18 protein-coding genes and 1 tRNA gene are annotated in these 17,711 nt (G+C 71.4%); 8 read left to right on the top strand and 11 right to left on the bottom strand.

Annotated features, from left to right (window positions below; translation table 11 throughout):
- Positions 1 to 4 precede the first annotated feature (4 nt).
- Positions 5 to 667: a ScbR family autoregulator-binding transcription factor gene (locus JYK17_RS26315; protein ID WP_206660167.1), complete on the bottom strand. Its 663-nt coding sequence runs from the start codon at positions 665 to 667 to the stop codon at positions 5 to 7.
- A gap of 114 nt (positions 668 to 781) precedes the next feature.
- On the opposite strand from JYK17_RS26315, the gene JYK17_RS26310 reads away from it, so the two are divergent.
- The gene (locus JYK17_RS26310; RefSeq protein WP_108008466.1) at positions 782 to 1,813 is read left to right on the top strand and encodes a ScbA/BarX family gamma-butyrolactone biosynthesis protein; all 1,032 of its coding nucleotides are present in this window, start codon (positions 782 to 784) and stop codon (positions 1,811 to 1,813) included.
- Here the strand turns inward: JYK17_RS26310 and JYK17_RS26305 are convergent.
- A complete protein-coding gene (locus tag JYK17_RS26305) occupies positions 1,783 to 2,349 on the bottom strand; it encodes a TetR family transcriptional regulator (protein ID WP_108008468.1) in 567 nt (188 codons plus the stop codon). The genes JYK17_RS26310 and JYK17_RS26305 overlap by 31 nt on opposite strands.
- 107 nt (positions 2,350 to 2,456) lie before the next feature.
- On the opposite strand from JYK17_RS26305, the gene JYK17_RS26300 reads away from it, so the two are divergent.
- Positions 2,457 to 3,608 carry an acyl-CoA dehydrogenase family protein gene (locus tag JYK17_RS26300; RefSeq protein ID WP_234548081.1) on the top strand — a complete coding sequence of 384 codons (1,152 nt, stop codon included), beginning with the start codon at positions 2,457 to 2,459 and terminating at the stop codon, positions 3,606 to 3,608.
- On the opposite strand, the gene JYK17_RS26295 is transcribed toward JYK17_RS26300, so the two are convergent.
- The 7 genes from JYK17_RS26295 to JYK17_RS26265 form a co-directional block, all read right to left on the bottom strand.
- Entirely contained in the window at positions 3,542 to 4,009 is a 468-nt protein-coding gene (locus JYK17_RS26295) for a MerR family transcriptional regulator (protein WP_108008470.1), read from the bottom strand. The two genes, JYK17_RS26300 and JYK17_RS26295, sit on opposite strands and share 67 nt — an antisense overlap.
- Positions 4,010 to 4,023: 14 nt before the next feature.
- Positions 4,024 to 4,236, bottom strand: a complete 213-nt coding sequence (locus JYK17_RS26290) for an acyl-CoA carboxylase epsilon subunit (protein WP_222811312.1) — start codon at positions 4,234 to 4,236, stop codon at positions 4,024 to 4,026.
- Positions 4,233 to 5,825: an acyl-CoA carboxylase subunit beta gene (locus JYK17_RS26285; RefSeq protein WP_261996164.1), complete on the bottom strand. Its 1,593-nt coding sequence runs from the start codon at positions 5,823 to 5,825 to the stop codon at positions 4,233 to 4,235. The genes JYK17_RS26290 and JYK17_RS26285 overlap by 4 nt, the downstream gene beginning before the upstream one ends.
- Positions 5,826 to 5,953: 128 nt before the next feature.
- Positions 5,954 to 7,393, bottom strand: a complete 1,440-nt coding sequence (locus JYK17_RS26280; protein WP_222811311.1) for an MFS transporter — start codon at positions 7,391 to 7,393, stop codon at positions 5,954 to 5,956.
- Positions 7,394 to 7,487: 94 nt separating this feature from the next.
- Entirely contained in the window at positions 7,488 to 7,718 is a 231-nt protein-coding gene (locus JYK17_RS26275; RefSeq protein WP_108008478.1) for a tautomerase family protein, read from the bottom strand.
- Between the two features lie 110 nt (positions 7,719 to 7,828).
- The gene (locus JYK17_RS26270; RefSeq protein WP_164932183.1) at positions 7,829 to 8,629 is read right to left on the bottom strand and encodes an SDR family NAD(P)-dependent oxidoreductase; all 801 of its coding nucleotides are present in this window, start codon (positions 8,627 to 8,629) and stop codon (positions 7,829 to 7,831) included.
- A gap of 275 nt (positions 8,630 to 8,904) precedes the next feature.
- A complete protein-coding gene (locus tag JYK17_RS26265; protein ID WP_016436514.1) occupies positions 8,905 to 9,507 on the bottom strand; it encodes a TetR/AcrR family transcriptional regulator in 603 nt (200 codons plus the stop codon).
- 224 nt (positions 9,508 to 9,731) lie between these two features.
- On the opposite strand from JYK17_RS26265, the gene JYK17_RS26260 reads away from it, so the two are divergent.
- From JYK17_RS26260 to JYK17_RS26245, 4 genes are all read left to right on the top strand, one after another.
- Positions 9,732 to 10,547, top strand: coding sequence for an AfsA-related hotdog domain-containing protein (locus tag JYK17_RS26260; RefSeq protein ID WP_108008482.1), 816 nt, complete (start codon positions 9,732 to 9,734; stop codon positions 10,545 to 10,547).
- A gap of 128 nt (positions 10,548 to 10,675) precedes the next feature.
- Positions 10,676 to 11,305: a hypothetical protein gene (locus JYK17_RS26255; RefSeq protein WP_222811310.1), complete on the top strand. Its 630-nt coding sequence runs from the start codon at positions 10,676 to 10,678 to the stop codon at positions 11,303 to 11,305.
- Positions 11,306 to 11,481: 176 nt separating this feature from the next.
- Positions 11,482 to 12,375: a hypothetical protein gene (locus JYK17_RS26250; RefSeq protein WP_128802191.1), complete on the top strand. Its 894-nt coding sequence runs from the start codon at positions 11,482 to 11,484 to the stop codon at positions 12,373 to 12,375.
- A gap of 73 nt (positions 12,376 to 12,448) precedes the next feature.
- Positions 12,449 to 13,558, top strand: coding sequence for a 3-oxoacyl-ACP synthase III family protein (locus JYK17_RS26245; protein WP_222811309.1), 1,110 nt, complete (start codon positions 12,449 to 12,451; stop codon positions 13,556 to 13,558).
- A 394-nt stretch (positions 13,559 to 13,952) separates the two neighbouring features.
- Here the strand turns inward: JYK17_RS26245 and JYK17_RS26240 are convergent, their stop codons facing one another.
- Positions 13,953 to 14,690 carry an HAD family hydrolase gene (locus tag JYK17_RS26240; protein WP_267974129.1) on the bottom strand — a complete coding sequence of 246 codons (738 nt, stop codon included), beginning with the start codon at positions 14,688 to 14,690 and terminating at the stop codon, positions 13,953 to 13,955.
- A 393-nt stretch (positions 14,691 to 15,083) separates the two neighbouring features.
- Between JYK17_RS26240 and JYK17_RS26235 the strand changes: the two genes are divergently transcribed.
- Both JYK17_RS26235 and JYK17_RS26230 read left to right on the top strand, forming a co-directional pair.
- Positions 15,084 to 15,159 (top strand) — tRNA-Arg (locus JYK17_RS26235).
- Between the two features lie 141 nt (positions 15,160 to 15,300).
- Positions 15,301 to 15,654: a DUF1330 domain-containing protein gene (locus JYK17_RS26230; protein ID WP_222811308.1), complete on the top strand. Its 354-nt coding sequence runs from the start codon at positions 15,301 to 15,303 to the stop codon at positions 15,652 to 15,654.
- 18 nt (positions 15,655 to 15,672) lie between these two features.
- Here JYK17_RS26230 and JYK17_RS26225 read toward each other — a convergent pair whose 3' ends face one another.
- Positions 15,673 to 17,697: a protein kinase domain-containing protein gene (locus JYK17_RS26225; RefSeq protein WP_222811307.1), complete on the bottom strand. Its 2,025-nt coding sequence runs from the start codon at positions 17,695 to 17,697 to the stop codon at positions 15,673 to 15,675.
- Between the last annotated feature and the right edge of the window lie 14 nt (positions 17,698 to 17,711).

The raw sequence follows: 17,711 nt of genomic DNA, 5'->3' as shown, positions 1-17,711 counted from the left end.
GCGGCTACGCCGCCGCCAGTGGCACCACCGCCGTGAGGATCTCCCGCACCCGCTCCGCGATGTCCGCACGGTCGTTGAGGACCCAGGAGATGTGCTGGGCGCCGAAGAAGGCGGCGACCAGGACGCGCGCCGTGGCCTCGGGCGACGTACCGGCGGCGAGGTGGCCCTCGGTCCGGGCCTGGCGGAGCCAGATCGTGAGGGACTCGGTGTAGCCGAGATAGGGCATGGGCATCTCGGCGCCGATCAGCGAGCGTTCGATCTGCAGGCGGGCGCCGGCCTGCACCATGGTGTCGTCGCGGAAGGCGACGGCGGTGCGCTCCAGCAGCTCCGACACCGCCCGCAGCGGCGGCAGTTGGGCCTCCTCCACCTCCTGCCCGATGACGCCGAGCACGTGGTAGAACTCCTCGGCCACCGCCTGGGCGAGGGCCTCCTTGTTGGCGAAGTGGAAGTAGACCGCCCCCTTGGTCACGCCCGCGAGTTCGGCCACGTCCTGCACGGTGACCGCGGGAAAGCCCTTGGTGGCGAACGCCTTTGCCGCCGCGTCGAGCACCTGCCCCCGGGTGCGTACGGCACGTTCCTGCTTCAGGCCCGTGTCCCGGTGGCGGGGGGCGGTGTCCCGGGCAGGCCGGGACCTGGGGGCGCTGCGTTCCACGGCCATGGCGTCCATCCTCTGTTCCTTGAAATATACCTTCGGGAATGTATTGTAAGTTGCGGCTCGATGAGCGGAAGCCTCGTGCCGATGTTGCTGTCTGCGTGAATGCATTCACTGGGGGTTCAGACCATGCATCAGCCTGCCGTCTTACCTGTCGCCACGCTCTCCTCGGGCGGCTCGGCCCGCTCCGAGCGGCTGCGTCTCAGCTATCTCCAGGCCGTCCCGCGGCACATGGTGCACCGCGCCGCGATCGCCGAGGTCTTCCTCACCGACGCCGTCCGCACCGGCGAGCACAGCTTCCTGGTCGCCGCCCAGTGGCCGCGCGACCACGCCCTCTACTCCCCCGGCCGGGACGGCACCAGCGACCCGCTGCTGTTCATGGAGACCATCCGCCAGGCCCTCGTCTACCTGGCACACGCCCACTACGACGTCCCGCTCACCCACCGCTTCATCGGCTTCGACTCGGAGTTCGAGATCACCGACCCGGCCGCCCTGCGCGTCGGCGGCGAGCCCGCGCCCCTGGTCCTGGAGGCGCGGTGGACATGGGTCGGCAACCGTCCGCCCAACCGCTTCGGCATGCGCCTCGACGTCGTCCTCACCGTCGGCGGCCACGCCTGCGGCCGCGGTGCGCTGCACGTCGTCGCCGTGGACGACAAGCGGTACGCGATGCTGCGCGGCCGGGGCGCCAAGCCGCGCGGCGCCGCCGCGACCGCTCCCGCACCGCGCCCGCTGCAGCGGGTGCACCCCTCGGCGGTGGGCCGGCTGCGCGCCAAGGACAGCGTGCTGGTGCGTGAACGCACCGAGGGGCCCTGGCAGTTGCTCGTCGACGTGGAGCACCCGATCTTCTTCGACCACCCCAGCGACCATGTGCCGCTGATGGTCACCCTGGAGGGCTTCCGCCAGCTCGGCCACCTGCTGCTGCACCCCGTGGGCTCGGCGCCCGGCGCCGGGCACACCCTGCTCGGCATGGAGGCCGACTGCCTGGCCTTCGGCGAACTCGACCAGCCCATCGACCTGGTGGTCCGCGAGCGCGTGCCGGACCCCGGCAGCGGCAGGACCCGCCTCACCCTGGACGCCGTGCAGGGCGGCACCCCGCTCGCCACCTGCCGCAGCATGTGGGCCGCCGTGGCTCACCGCGCCGCCCTCCCGCTGCCGGCCTGAGCGTCCTCCCCCGCCGACGCCGCGTCCCACAGCACGCGCACCCGCTCGGCCAGACCTCGCCGCTCCAGATCGGGAGCCGTGCAGTAGGCGCCCACCAGGATCACGGTGGCGAGGTCGGCCAGCGAGGCGGTGGACGGCTCCTCGCCCAGGGCGCGCAGGTCCGCCAGCAGTCCGGGGGGTTCGGGTGCCGCGGGCGCCTCGTCCAGCATCAGCCGCAGCGCCGCGTTGAAGCGCACGTCCGACTCGACGCGTCCGGCCAGTTCGCAGCACAGGGCGCGCAGCCGCTCGCGCGCCGGGGACTCCGTGTCGTCGTACCGGGCGAGGATCTCGGCCGCCACCTCGTCCAGGTGCTCGGTCAGCGCCCGGGCGAGCTGCTCCTTGGAGGCGAAGTGGCCGTACAGCGCGCCCTTGGTCAGCCCGGTGCGCGCGGCCACGTGCTGGAGGTTGGCACGCGGGTAGCCATGGCGGACGAACTCAGCCGCGGCGGCGTCGAGGACCAGTTCATGCGTGCGGAGCGAGCGCGCCTGTTTCGCCATCGCGCGTCCCTTCGGTCGGTGCGGGAGGTGAGAGCGGCCAGGGTCCTCAAAATAATACCTTCTTGAACGCACTTTTTTGGTACCGGATTCCGACCAGGAGCGAAGACATGAGCGAAGACCTGCCCTCGACCCCCGCCCTGCTCCCGACCCCCGCCCTGAGCACGATCGCCGAGCACGCCCGCAGCGCCGACGCCGACCGCGCGCTCGCCCCCGCGGTCGTCGCCGAACTGACCTCCGCCGGACTGGCCCGCCATTTCGTGCCCCGCCGATGGGGCGGCGCGGAGGGCGGGTTCACCGTCCTGCTCGACCAGGTGGCCGACGTCGGCGAGGCCTGCACCTCCGCCGCCTGGGTCGGCATGTTGTGGGCCGCGCACGGACGCTTCGCCGCGCTGCTGCCCGAGGAGGGGCAGCGCGAGATATGGGGCGCCTCGCCCGACGTACGGATCTCGGCGGCACTGATGCCACCGGCCGGACGGGCCGAACCGGCCGACGGCGGCCGCCGGGTGACGGGCACCTGGGAGTGCGTCAGCGGGATCGGCAGCGCGCAGTGGGTGCTCCTCGCGGCCCCGGACGCGCAAGGGGCGCGCGTCTTCGCCGTACCGGCCGAGGAGGTGGAGGTGCTGGACACCTGGGACGCCACCGGGCTGCGCGGCACCGGCAGCCACACCGCCGTGGTGCGGGACGCCTTCGTTCCGCACCGACTCTCCTTCCCGCTGGCCGAGTTGCTGCGCGGCGGCGACACCCCCGGCCTGCCCCGCTGCCACAGTGCCCCCGCCCAGCTGGCCGGCGGCCTGATGTTCTGCGCACCGGCGCTGGGCGCCGCCCGCCGCGCGCTGACGCTGTGGTCCGAGTGGGCGGCGGCGAAGGCGCCCGGCAGCGGGCGGCCGCACCACGACAGCGCGGCCGTGCGCGAGACGCTCGCGCTCGCCTCGGCGCACATCGACGCGGCCGGACTGCTGCTGCGGCGGGCGGCCCACCGCGCCGACACCGAACCGGTCGACGCGGCCCTCGTCGCCGCCAACCAGCGCGACGCCGCGGTCGCCGCCGGGATGCTCGCCGACGCCGTCGACCGCCTCTTCCGTACCGGCGGCGCCCATCTGCGCGACGGGAGCGGCGATCTCAACCGGCTGTGGCGTGATGTCCACACGGTGGCCTCGCACGGGGTGCTGCGACTGGAACCGGTGGCCGCCGCCTACGCCTCGGCCGTGCTCACCGCCGACGCTCCGGCCCGCGCCAGTGCCGCTTCCCGCTCCCGGTAGAAGCCGATCTTCCAGTCGAGATAGCGCAGCGTGGCGGAGCAGTCCCGGGCCTGGGCGCGCAGCATCTCCCGGTGCGCCTGGAGCAGTTCGCGGCGCGCGGCGATCGTCGAGTCGCCCGCCCGGTACAGCTCGACGTAGTGGTTCATCGCGGCCGGCGACATCCCCGTGCTGCGCAAGTGGTTGAGGAACTCGAGCCAGCGCAGATGCACCGGGCTGTAGGCGCGCACGCCGTACGGGTCCTTGGCGGCGCCCTCGATCAGCCCCTGCTCCTCGTACCAGCGCAGCGTCCCGGCGTCGAGGCCGCTGATGCGCACGACCTCCTCCAGGGAGTACGTCTCGGCGTGCGGGGCGGCGTACGCGGTGGGGCGGTTGTCGTGGGTGTGGGCTTCGGTCGTGGACATGGTGTTCCTCCGGGTCAGTGGCGCCAGGACGTGGCGGCGCGGTGCGTGGTCAGGGCGGGGCGGTGCCAGGTGGGTACGGGCCGGACGGGCGCGGGCTCCTCCGCGGCAGGCGTCCGCCGGGCCAGTTCCAGCAATACGGCGGTGGCCGCGGCGAGTTCCTCCGCGGTCGGCTCGCCGCGCAGCACGCGCACGACGAACTCCTCGGTGCGCTGGGCGTGTTCGCTCATACCGGCTGGTTCCCGTGCTTGCGGGAGGGCAGGTCGGCGTGTTTGGCGCGGAGCGCGGCGAACGAGCGGATCAGCACCGCCCGGGTGTCGCGCGGGTCGATCACGTCGTCGACGAGACCGCGCTCGACGGCGTAATAGGGGTGCATCAGCTCGGACTTGTACTCCGCGATGCGCCGCGCCCGCACCGCCTCGGGGTCGTCGGCGGCGGCGATCTCCCGGCGGAAGACGACGTTCGCGGCGCCCTCGGCACCCATCACGGCGATCTCGTTGGTGGGCCACGCCAGCGCCAGGTCGGCGCCGATGGACCGCGAGTCCATCACGATGTACGCGCCGCCGTACGCCTTGCGCAGCACCAGCGAGATCCGCGGCACCGTCGCGTTGCAGTACGCGTACAGCAGCTTGGCCCCGTGCCGGATGATGCCGGCGTGCTCCTGGCCGACCCCGGGCAGGAACCCGGGCACGTCGACCAGCGTCACCAGCGGGATGTTGAACGCGTCGCAGAACTGCACGAACCGCGCGCCCTTCTCGGAGGCGGCGATGTCCAGAACCCCGGCGGTCGCGGACGGCTGGTTGGCGACGACGCCGACGACATGCCCGTCGAGCCTGGCCAGCGCGCACACCAGGTTGGCCGCCCACGCGGGCTGCACCTCGAAGAAGTCGCCGTCGTCGACGACCTCCTCGATCACCCGGCGCATGTCGTACGCCTGGTTCGGCTCGGCCGGCACCAGGTCGAGCAGCGACTCGCAGCGCCGCTCCGGATCGTCCAACGGCGCCTCGTACGGCGGCAGTTCGCGGTTGTTGGACGGCAGCAGCGACAACAGATGCCGTACGTCCTCCAGGCAGCTCGCCTCGTCGTCGTAGGCCGCGGCGGCCACGCCGGAGACCGCGGCGTGCACGTCGGCGCCGCCGAGCCCCTCGTGCGTGACCTGCTCGCCGGTCACGGCCTTGACCACGTCGGGGCCGGTGATGAACATCTGCGAGATGCCGCGCACCATGAAGACGAAGTCGGTCAGGGCCGGCGAGTAGGCGGCACCGCCGGCGCACGGCCCGAGCATCACGCTGATCTGGGGCAGCACCCCGGACGCGGCGACGTTCCGGGTGAAGATGCCGCCGTAGCCGGCGAGCGCCGAGACACCCTCCTGGATCCGGGCCCCGGCGCCGTCGTTGAGGCTGACCAGCGGGGCCCCGGCCGCGAGCGCCAGGTCCATCACCTTGTGGATCTTGGCCGCGTGCGCCTCGCCGAGGGCGCCGCCGAAGATGCGGAAGTCGTGGGCGTAGACGAAGACGGTACGGCCGTGGACGGTGCCCCAGCCGGTGACCACACCGTCCGTGTAGGGTCGCCGCGCCTCCAGTCCGAACCCGGTGGCATGGTGCCGGCGAAGGGCCTCGATCTCCGTGAACGACCCCTTGTCCAGCAGGAGTTCGACGCGCTCGCGGGCGGTCAGCTTGCCGCGCGCGTGCTGCTGGTCGCTCGCGCCGGGGCCGGGGCCCTCGTGCGCGAGCTCGCGTATGAGCTCCAGTTCGGCGAGGCGGGAGCGGGGGGTGTCGGGCGGGGGCTTCGTTAGGGCTCGTTCTTCCATGACGGTCATGCGGACCATCATGACGCATTTAAATTCCTTCGTGAAGGTTTTTTAATGGGGCTTTGCACGACCCCTCCTCCGGACATGCGGAAGCCCCGCGCCCCTTGGGGGGACGCGGGGCACCAGCCGCCGGAAACCTACGCCTTGCTCCCGGCCCGCTTGCCCACCCGCAGCAGCAGCGCCGTGGCCACGGCGGTGGTCAGCAGCATCACCACGCTGATCACGAAGCTGGTGTCGAACCCCTGCTGGAAGTGCGAGGTGTCCGCGATCAGCGCGCCGAACGCCGCCACCGCGATGCAACTGCCCACCTGCCGGAAGGTGTTGAGCACCGCGGCCGCCGTGCCCGCCCGCTCGCCGTCGATGTTCTCCAGGATCGCCGCCGTCAGCGACGGCACCGCGAGCCCGCCGCCCAGGCCGATCGGGACCAGCAGCAGCACGGGGACCAGGTACGACGTGTGGTCGGTGACCGTCAGCATCAGCAGCGAACCCGCGGTCATGACCAGCTGCCCGATCGTCATCGGCACCCACGCGCCCTTGCGCGCCGCCAGCTTGACGCCCGCCATGTTGACGATGGAGATCAGCGCGCACATCGGGATGAACATCACGCCGGTGCTGACCGGCGAGGCGCCGCGCACCTGCTGGAAGTACATGCCGAGCAGGAAGATGGCGCCGTAGAACACCGCGTTGATGGTGAAACCGGCCGCCAGGCAGACCAGCACCGTGCGGGACTTGAAGATGCTCAGCGGCACCATCGGCCGCTCCCGCCGCGTCTGCGTCCACACGAACGCGGCGGTCGCCACGGCGGCCAGGGCCAGCGTCCCCAGCACGTCCGGGCTGCCCCAGCCCGCGCGCCCGCCCTCGATCACGGCGTACGTCAGACCGGCCAGGGAGGCCACGACGGAGAGCTGGCCGACCAGGTCGACCGGGGCCTCGCGGCGCGGCGAGGCCTGGATACGGGTCAGCAGGGCGAGGCCGAGGGCGCCCACCGGGAGGTTCAGGTAGAACACCGCGCGCCAGCTCAGCCCGCTGGTAAGCATCCCGCCGACGACCGGCCCTACGGCGACCGCCACGGAACCGGCGGCCGTCCAGATCGCGATGGCTCGCGCCCGCTTGCCCGGGTCGGAGTAGGTCTGCCGGATCAGCGCGAGCGAGGCCGGCACCATCAGCGCGGCGGCACCGCCCTGCACCATCCGGGCGCCGATCAGCGTGGCCAGGTTGGGCGCGACGCCGCAGGCCAGGGAGGCCACGGTGAAGGCGGCCAGGCCCCAGGCGTAGGCGCGGGTGGCGCCGATCCGGTCCGAGAAGGTACCGGCAGACAGCATGAACGCCGCGAACATCAGGGTGTAGCCGTCGACGATCCACTGCAGGTCGGCCATGGAGCCGCGCAGGCTGTGGGAGATGGCCGGCAGGGCCACGTTGACGACCGAGCCGTCGAGGGAGATGACGAAGAAGGCGAGCAGCGCCGCCGCGAGCACGGTGGTGGTCGAGGACCGCCGCGGGGTGTTCGGTTCACCGGCCGGTACGACCGGGGTCCGGTCGGTCCGGTCGGTCCGCGCGGACCGGGTCAGGATGGCCATGGGAACTCTCCTTGGGAAAGGCCGGGTTGGTGGGGGGGGAGACGAGCAGGAGTTGATGGGGGGGTGGACTGAGGGGTGAAGGGGTGGAGCGCGGTCAGGCGTCGGCCGGCGCGGCGCGGCGGCGGCTGAGTTCGGCGAACTCGGGGTTCGTGCCGAGCACTCCGCCCTCGCCCCAGCGGTTCTGCGGAATCTCCTGGATGTAGACGGTGATCTTGTCGAGGGGTGCGCCGATGACGCGGTGCACCGTCGCGGTGAGCTCCTCGACCAGCTCCTGGCACTTCTCGTCGGTCTGGTTGGGCCAGGTGGTCATGGAGAGGATGGGCATGGCGAAGCTCCTTCGGGCGTACGGGAGTTGGGCACGGCTGACCGCAACGTGAGCGGGATGCGGGATGCGGGATGCGGGGCGGAACGTGTGGCAGAACGTGCGGCGGGCGGCTACAGGCCGGCCGACGCCCCGCCGTCCAGGGTGAGCGCGGCGCCCGCGATGTGACGGGCGGCCGGCGAGAGGAGGAAGGCGGTCAGCCGGGCGACGTCGACCGGCTCCGCGAGCGTGCCGAGCGGGGTCCCGGCGGCGACCTGGGCGCTGACCTCCTCGGCGGTGGCGCCGGTGCGGTCGCCGATCGCCTTGGCGATCTCGTCCCACAGCGGGGTGCGCACGGCGCCGGGGTCGAGCACGTTGACCCGGACTCCCTTGCGGCCCAGGTCCTTCGAGACCGCCTTCGCGAAGGCCGCGAGGGCGGCGTTGACCGCGCTGTTCACCGGGAAGAGCGGGTCGGGGTCCTTGCGGAAGACCCCGCTGACCAGCACGACCGAGCCGCCGTCGCCCTCTGCCAGCGGGCCCGCGAGCGCCCGGGTGAGCCGGACGGCGCCCATGAGCTTGCCGTTGAAGGTGGCCTGCCACATCGCGTCGGTGGCCTCCTCCAGCGGAGCCAGCGGACCGTCGCCCGCGGTGTGCACCAGCCCGTCGACCCGGCCCAGCTCGGCGACCAGGGCGGCGACCGTACCGTCCACGGAGGCGGCGGAGTTGATGTCGGTCTCGTACGGCACGAGCCGGCCGGCGCCGCCGGTGCGGGCGTCGATCTCGGTCCGGGTCCGCTCCAGGCGGCCCGCGTCCCGGCCGAGCAGCACGACGGTGGCATCGGACCGGGCCAGCTCCTCCACCACGGCCGAACCCATTCCGCCGGTGGCGCCGCTGACGACGATGACGGGGGCGAGGGCAAGGGCGGTGCTGTCCACGGCTTCCTCAATTCCCGGGGCAGCGCCCCTGGTTGACGACACGTCAGGTCCAGTCGGCGACCCCGGGTGAGCGGGTTCGGCCTGGTGATGAAGAAGGTAGCCGGGTTCGGAGGTCGACGCAACCATCTAGTTGGTTTTTAAGAACCAACTAGATGGTTGCATCATGCTGACCAGCAAGAAGAGGCACAAAAGGATCGAAGAAGGGAACGCAAAAAGGGAGCCCGGACGCTCCCGAACTCCCTTGCCTCTGCGGCCCCTTGCCGCAGAGATACCCCCTAGACCGACCCCTGCAGAACGTTGTCGATGATCGAGTGCCCGTGCGCGACGACACTGGCCCGCAGCAGCGCCCAGCCCGACTCGGTGTCCCCGTCCGGCCCCAGCATCAGCCGGCGCTGCTGCGGCACGATGAACGGCCAGGACGCCACGCCGATCAGGGCGATGAGCGCCCGGGCCGCCGAGGTGGGGTCGTCGATGCCGAGGGCGAGGCTGAGCGCGGCCGTCTTGTGGACGTAGTACGCCTCACGTTCCTTCTCGTCCGGGATCGGCCGGTCGCGGTAGTGCAGCCCCTCCCAGGCCAGCAGCCGCACCAGGTCGGACTGGCGGTGGTAGTCGAAGACCTCGCCGACGTAGGAGCGCAGACCCTCCTCCGTGGTGGGGATGGGGACGGCTTCGGACATATGCGCGTAGACCTTGGCCATGACGGCGGCGAACAGGGCTTCCTTGTTGCCGAAGTAGGCATAGATCCGCTGCTTGTTGACGCCGGAGCGCTCCGCGATGCGGTCCACGCGCGCACCCGCGAGACCGTGCTCGGAGAACTCCGCCTCGGCGGCCTCCAGAAGCTTGGCGCGGGTCTGCTGTCCCTTGGGTGTCTCAGCCATGGGACGAGCCTAGTCCATCGGAAAACCAACTGGATAGTTCTAAAAAACCAACTAGATGGTTGCGTCCACGCCCGAGGTGTTCTACGTTCTTCCCATCGGCCCCGCCACCCCGGACAAACCGGCGCGGAAGAGGCGGCAGGCCCGTACGTCAGCTGTACCTGTTTCGAGACTCCTCCCGTCTGCGGCCGCCCCTGCGGCATGGCCGCCCCACCAAGGAGAAACGCATGTCAGCCACAGCCAACCCCCGGACTCTGCTGCTCGTCGGTGACCGTTTCGCCGGATTCGCCACGCACGCGGACGTACTGACGGTCACTCAGTTCACCGAGGAGATGCGCCTCGGGGTGTACTCCTGGGACACCCACCCGATCCGGGTCCGCGCCGGTCAGGGCGTCACCCGCCACGACTGGGAGCTCGTCCGCGAGCAGGCCCTGCTGCTGGGCCTCGCCGAGCGGCTGGACTTCGACTTCCGCGAGCCGGCGCTGGCCGGCCGCGGCGAGGCCCACAAACACCGAAGCTGCAACACCCTCATAGCCGACCTCAGGCGGGACGGCGAGGACCTGTTCTCCGCGACCCTGCGCGTCCACAACGACAACGAGCTGCTCATCGACCACCAGACCGGCGAGCACGTCCAGGGCATGGTCGCCGTCGAGGCGGCTCGGCAGATGTTCCTCGCGGTCAGCGAGCGCTACCACGCCTCGCGCCATCTCGACCGGTCGTACTACTACGTCATCGAGTCCCTGAACACGGACTTCGAGAACTTCCTCTTCCCGCTCGACGCCACGATCGTCTACCACACCCTCCGTGCCGAACTCGACGACCCGGGCCGGCTCTCCTTCGCCGCGGAGATCTCCCTGCACCAGGCAGGCCGCCGCGCCTCGATCACGACCGTGACGTACACGGCCTTCGACGCACCGGTCATCGAGGCCAAGGAGCACCGCAGGGCGCAGCACGCCGTCGAGCACACGGCACGCATCGCGCAGCAGGCGGCCACGGCGGCGGGGGCCGCGGCCACCGGGCACCCGGTGCTGGTCGGCGCCTGAGCCGCCGGGCACTCAACTCCGCACGCAGCCCCATCACTTGCGCGGCAGCACTCGGCATATGCACTGCTCCGCCCGCCACTTGACGCAGCGACACCCCACATCCACACCCGTATCGAAGGAGAACCGTCATGTCCGCTTCCGCCGCCCTGATCACCGCCACCGAGCTGTTCGCCAAGCCCGAGCAGGTCGACGCCGTCGCCGAGGCCTGGCAGCGCCACAACGACGCGTCCGGCTTCGCGGGCCGCATCCTCTACCGCGGCCTGGAGAGCAACTCGGTCCTCGAACTCGCCCCACTGGACGGTTTCGAGCGCATGGAGGAACTGCGCGCCGACTGGTGGAAGCTGTGGGAGGCCGTCGGCCCGCTGGGCGAGGGCGACTTCCGGCGCCAGTTCCTGCAGTTCGTCGAGGCGCCCAAGCCGGCCGCCGGCGCCCTGCCGGACACGCGGTACGTGCAGATGCGGCACGTCGAGGTCGTGCCGCGCGTCTACCGGCAGTACCGGGCCTGGCGCGAGGAGACCATCTTCGACGTCGTACGCACCTCGGACGCGGTCAAGAGCTTCCAGGCCTTCCACTCGCTGGCCAGCACGGAACCCGGCGTGATGTTCGTGTCCGGCTTCGAGGCCGACCCGGCGACCTACATGGAGGCCTTCACCTCCCCGCGCTACCAGCAGATCGTCCGCGAGGCCGGCGACACCTACATCACCGGGGGCGACAACGGCCTGTACACCCGCATCTACGAGCGCGTCACCGCCGCCTGACCCACTCCGCCCCTCCCCCGACGGCCGGCCGCGCGACCCTCCAGCAAGGCGTCCCGCGGCCGGCTGTTCGCATACGTCGCGGTCGGCGGGGCCACCGCCCACCGGCCACCCCCTACCCGCCCCAACCTGTTCGCACTGGTTGGCACTGGCTTCGAATTGGCGAAGGAGCACCCGCCATGACCGTCTCACCCGTGGCCGCAGCACCCGTCGCGGCCGCCCCCATGACCCGGACCTACGACCTGAGCGTCACCACGCAGGGCCCGCTGTATCCGCCGAGCGAGATCGTGGACGCGAACGGCGACTTCGTCGTCATCGGCCGCGTCAACCGCCCCGGCCCCGACGGCACCACCGTCTCCGAGTGGGGCGGCGCGGTGGTCTCCCCCGACAGCCCCCTGCCGCCGCTCGGCCGCAACCTGCCGTACGACATCGTGCGCGAGCTCGACCTCACCGACCCCACCGGCCCGGACGCCCAGGTCCAGCTCTACACCCTGCCCCTCCCCCTGCCCTGCAACAACTACCCGATGCTCTTCGCCCCCGAGCAACGCCCCGACGCCCACGACGTGCGGCGCCCCAGCTACCCGCTGCACGGCGCGCCGATCCCGGACCTGCGCGAGGAGGACGGACCGAAGGTGCGTGAGCCGATCACGCTGGGCCAATGGGCCAAGGCACGCGGCCAGTTGGAGGTCCATGTGCCGGCGCACCGGCGCGGCGCCGACTTCTCGTTCGCCTTCACCGGCCTGATCCCGGACAGCCTCTACACCGTCATGTCGCTGCGCGAGCACGACCTCGACCCGTCGGGCCCGACCCGCCCCGGCCCCCTCGGCGTGCCGAACGCCTTCATCAGCGACAGCAACGGCATGGCCCACTACCGGGCGACGCTGCCCAACCCCTTCCCGGCGCCGGGCACCCCCGGCGCGAACCGGGTGATCAACGTCGTAGTGCTGTGGATGAGCTACCAGCAGAACTACGGCGGCGCCATCGGCCACTTCGGCCTCGGCGGCGACATCCACGCCCAACTGAAGCTGCAGGGCCCGAGCTTCGGCGAGTTCACCACCACACCGTCCAACTGACGCGCACTCAAACGCAGTTCGACGTCACGCCAACTCAACACACTTCCTCGACACACTTCAGGAGAGACCGAACATGAACGCCAACCCGATCGGCATCATCGCGACCGGCTCCCACCTGCCCGCCACCGTCATCGACAACGACGAGGTCGGCGCGGCGGCGGGGGTGACCGCGGAGTGGATCGAACGCAAGACGGGCATACGACGACGGCACCGGGCCGCGGCCCACGAGGCGACCTCGGACCTGGCGGCGCAGGCGGCCCGGCAGGCACTCGCACAGGCGGGCCTGGAGGCCGAACAGATCACGTACGTCGTGGTCGCCACGTCCACTCCCGACCACCCCCAGCCGGCCACGGCGGCGATCGTCACCGACCTGATCGGAGCCCACCGGGCCGCGGCCTTCGACGTCAACTCCGTGTGCAGCGGCTTCATGTTCGCGCTGACGGCGGCCGAACGCATGCTGCGCGCCGAACCGGCGAGCGCCGGGCAGGGGCCGTACGCCCTGGTGATCGGGGCGGACGTCTACTCCCGCATCCTGGACCCGGCGGACCGCAAGACGGCCATCCTGTTCGGGGACGGAGCGGGAGCGGTGGTGCTCGGCCCGGTGCCGGCGGCCACCGGCGGCATCACCACCAGCCTGACCACGCGCGGCGACCAGCACCGGCTGATCAGCGTGCCGGCGGGCGGCAGCAGGCGGCCGGCGTCGGCGCAGACGCTGGCGGAGGGTGCGCACTGGTTCACGATGGACGGGCGCGGGGTGCGCGGCTTCGTGCACGAGAACCTGCCCGGCGCGGTCCGCGCGCTGCTGGCCAAGGCGGACGTACCGGCCCGCGCGGTCCGCCACTTCGTGCCGCACCAGGCCAACGGCGTGATGCTGGCCGAGGTCTGGCCCACGCTCGGCCTGGACTCGGCCCGTATGCACCTGGCCCTGGCGCTGCACGGAAACACGGGCGCCGCCTCCGTCCCGATCACCCTCGATCTGGCGCACCGCCGGGGCCTGTTCACGGAGGGCGACCTGACCGTCCTGTCCGCCTTCGGCGGCGGCATGTCGGTGGGTTCGGCCCTGCTCCGCTGGGCCCCGACCCGCCACGCGCGCCCGCCGAGGATTCCCGGCCGGACGACCGCCCCCACGGCCCCGCGGCCGGAGCCCGCGCTGGCGGGGCCCGCGCTGGCGGGGCCGAGGTAGCGCGACCGTACGACCGCACACGTAAGCGCAGACGCCAAGCAGCGGAGACACGGGAGACCCGTACGAAGCCCTCACGATCCAGAAGGAGCAAGGACCATGGCCACACACCACCCGATGCCGAAACCGACCCTCACGGCGCCGACGCCGTACTTTTCCCGCCTTCCCCACCGTCCCCGCGTCCCCCTACGTGTCCTGTTGAGTACCGTGCCGGAGCCGAGGAGGCCCGTGCTGCGGCTGGCGGGAGACGCCGACGACGCCGGGCTGGAGCCGCACATCTGCCGGGGCATCGACTGAGCGCAGGCGAGTTCGGGGACGGGGGCCTGGGCCCGACCGTCCCCGAACTGAACACTTGTTTTTCGGACTTCACCGATCGCCCATCACCCCAGCGGCAGGGCTACTCCCCCGAGCAGTCCTCGCAGTTCTCGCAGTTCTCGGAGTGCTCGCCCCGGCCCATGGACCAGCAGGCGAGAGCGCACCCGGAGACGGCGGCCGCGACCGGCTCCGCCCGCCGGGCGAGATAGGCCCGTACGGCGGGAGCGTCGCCGACGCCCCGGGGGTGCCCGACGCAGTCGAGCATGGGGAAGTCGGAGGGGTGGTCGCCGTAGGCGTAGCAGTCGCGCGGGTTGACCCCCGGGTGCTCGGCGAGCATGCGCAGCACGGCCGCCCGCTTCCCCTCGCCGATCACGGGTTCGGACACGTCGCCGGTGTAGCGGCCGTCGACCACGTGGGGCGAGGTGCACAGGACGTGCCGGGCGCCGACGCGTTCGGCGACCGGATCGAGGCACGGCGCGAAGGACCCGGAGACGAGCACGACCTCGGCGCCGGCGGCCCGGTGCCGCTCCAGTTCGGCGACGGTGGACGCGATGAAGAACCCCGGCTCGACGGCGGCGAACGAGAACCACTCCCGCCCGAGCGCCGCCATCTCGGCCGCGCTCTCCCCGGCGTACGAGCGGTAGTAGGCCCGATTGACGTCCTCCCGGGGCGCCCCCTCGGCGGACTGCCGCCGCAGCTCCCCGGCGATCCGCCGGTACCGCTCCTCCCCCTCCCGCCCGTACCGCCGCGCCAACTGAAACCGCAGAAACTCGAACATGCTCTTGCAGCCGATCAACGTCTCGTCGACGTCGCAGAACACCAGATAGGCAGGCCGATGCCGCCCACCTGCCGCCGAGCCCGTGCCTATCTCTGTCTCTATCTTTGCGCCAGTCTCCGTACGCTCCGTACCTGCCACCACAGTCATCCCGATGACCTCCCCCTAGGGCCCGGGCAGTGCATACCGACACCGGGCTCGGTAGAAAAATTCCTTCGCGAAGGTATCACTGAGAGACGACCCACGGGGAGCGTTCGACCAAGCCAAGGCAGGGCAGGGCAGGGCAGGGCACGGCCGAGGCAAGGCCGACGGCGGCTGCAACGCACCCCACCCTGATCCGCTACGCTGTCATGGACCGCCCTCAGCGGCGGTCCCGACCTTGCCGCAGCGCAGGTGGACACTCACGCAGAGTATTCACCAACGCCCCACGCAAGGCCCGCCTTCGTAGCTCAGGGGATAGAGCACCGCTCTCCTAAAGCGGGTGTCGCAGGTTCGAATCCTGCCGGGGGCACCAGGGATAGGGCCCCAGACCGATCATGGTCCGGGGCCTTTGACGTCTGCGTCGGCGATTACCTCGCAGGTAATCGCGGCGTGCAGGGCGCGCGGCTACGTTCAAGTCGTCTCGTCGTATAGGAGCGAACGGAGGGAACAGGACGTGCCTGCATACGGATTTGCCCATCTGCGTGATCGCCGCCATCACCCTGATGTCCTTGAGTACTTGGAACGCATCCAAGACACCCTGGATCCATTTCACGGCCGCTTCCTGATCCACGGCCCGCCGACTGACGTGGTGGAGGGGAACTGGCCGGGCAGCATGGTGCTGATTGAGTTCCCCGGCCTGGCCGAGGCCCGCGCCTGGTACGCGTCCCCCGCTTATCAGGAGATCCTGCGGCTGCGGACCGATCACATCGACGGGGACGTCGTGCTGGTCGAGGGTGTTGGTGTTGGGTACGACCCTCGTGAGCGGGCGGTGAAGCTCAGGGCAGAGACGACCGGGGAGCCCGCCTAGTCCGCTGCGCAGGCGTGGTCAGCTCTTGCCGGCGTAGCTCCACAGCTGCGCGGGGGCGGCGTTGCAGGTGGTCACCTTTGCGGAGCTGGCCGGTGCCACCTCCATGCACTGCGAGTAGGTGGTGTTCTCCAGGGTGCTGCCCGAGGATGTGGTGCTGCCGATCCGCCAGTGCTGGGCGGAGTTCGAGCCGCACGCGTCCATGTTGATCCAGCCGCTCGAGTTGAAGGCGGTGAGGCATTTGCCGCTGCCCTTGTTGATCACCTTGAACGTGCCGTTCGACGCGGGTGAGAAGGTCCACTGGGAGTAGGAGCCGTTCGTCGAGGAACAGGAGCTGCTCACGGCGTACGTGCTGGGGCTGCCGCTGCTGGTGTCCTGTTCGAGACAGCGGCCGCCCGAAGCGTCCTTGATGCGGTACGTACCTGCGGAACCGACCTTGATCGTGCCTCCGCCCCCGCCGCCGGACCCGCCGGACCCGCTGGATGCTCCGGAGGACGAACCACCGGAGGACGAGGACGACCCCCCGCTCCCGGACGTGCCCCTGCCCTTCGCGCCCGAGCCGCTGGACCCGCCGGAGGACGAATCGCCGCTCTCGCCCGCCGCCCCTGAACCCGACGTTTTCGAGCCCGAGTCCGAGCCTGACTTCGCGCCCTTCCCCGCGGAGTGTCCCTTGGGCGACGCGGACGCCGAGCGGCTCGACCTCGCCGACGGCGCCGACCCGCCGGTGGACGACGAGGCGGTCACCACGGTCGAGGGCGCGTCGGACGACTTCCCGTCGGCGTGCGAGGACACGTACGGCAGGAGGATGACGCCGGTGACCCCGCCCGCCGCCAGGACGATCGGCACGATGATCGGAAGCCTGAGAGCGCGACGCGTACGCTCCCCCGATCGGCGCGGGCTCTTTGCCGACTCGTCCCCGGCCGCCGCGGCTTCGGCGGCCTCGTGGCCCTCGGGGGCCGGTGGCGGGTCCGCGACCCCGCCTGCCCGCTCTGCCACAACCGCGCCTGCCGCGCCTGCCACACCTGCCACACCCTCCCCCGCCTCGGCAGGCGGCGAAGACCGCAAGGCCCGTGTGGCGGCACTGAACTCGTCGAGCGCCGGCACATCGGCAGCGAACTCGGCGCGTCGCTGGAGTCGTTCCGCGACGGTCGCCGGCCAGACCGTGCCGCCGGGCTCCGGGCCGTCCGCGGAGCGTTCGAGCAGATCCGCCGCGGTGGGCCGGGTGGAAGGGGACTTGTCCAGGCAGTCGGTGATGATGGCGGCCAGGGCCGGGTCGAGCTCGCTGAGCGCGGTGGCATCGGGCTCGCTGTGCACGATGCGGTAGAGCACGTCGAGGCCGGAGCCCTGGCCGAAGGGCGAGGCGCCGGTGGCCGCGAAGAAGAGCAGGCTGCCGAGCGCGAACACGTCGGCTGCGCCCGTCAACCCCTTCTTGCCCTCGGCCTGTTCGGGCGCCATGTACTCGGGCGTGCCGAGCACCATGCCGGTCTTGGTGAGCCGGCTCTGGTCGGCGGCCCGCGCAATGCCGAAGTCGATGAGGGCGAGCCCGTCGAGCGTGATCATCACGTTGGAGGGTTTGACGTCCCGGTGCAGCATGTCCAGGGCGTGCAACGCCTTGAGCCGGCCTGCCAGTTCACGCAGCAGATACCACAACGCCGCTTCGGGCAGCGGCCCTTCGTGCAGGCGTACCGCCTCGGTCAGGGTGAGTCCGGGGATGTATTCGGTGGCGAACCAGGGTGGGTTCTCGGTGCGGCCGGTCTCCAGCAGCGGGACGCTCACGCCTGCGGGAAGCCGGGCCAGGTTGTCGAGTTCGTGGTTGAAGTGCCGCCGGAAGTCGGGGTCTTGGGCGACCACCGGCAGGACCCGCTTGACCGCGGCGTAGCGGTCCTCCGCGATCCCGAGGTAGACCCGGCCCATTCCGCCTTCGCCGAGCAGCCCGACCAGCGGGTACGGTCCGATCCGCTGCGGGTCCTCCGGACTCAGCGGCGCCGCTCCGCTCCCGTCGAGGTCGATGTTGCGGATCTCGTCCTGCCCCCCGTGCGTGACCATGCACGCACGCTATC

Origin of the sequence: Streptomyces plumbidurans (assembly GCF_019857225.1) — a bacterium.
GTDB lineage: Bacteria > Actinomycetota > Actinomycetes > Streptomycetales > Streptomycetaceae > Streptomyces > Streptomyces plumbidurans.
Note: the sequence above shows the minus strand (reverse complement) of the source record. Positions and strands in the feature narration are given on the sequence as shown.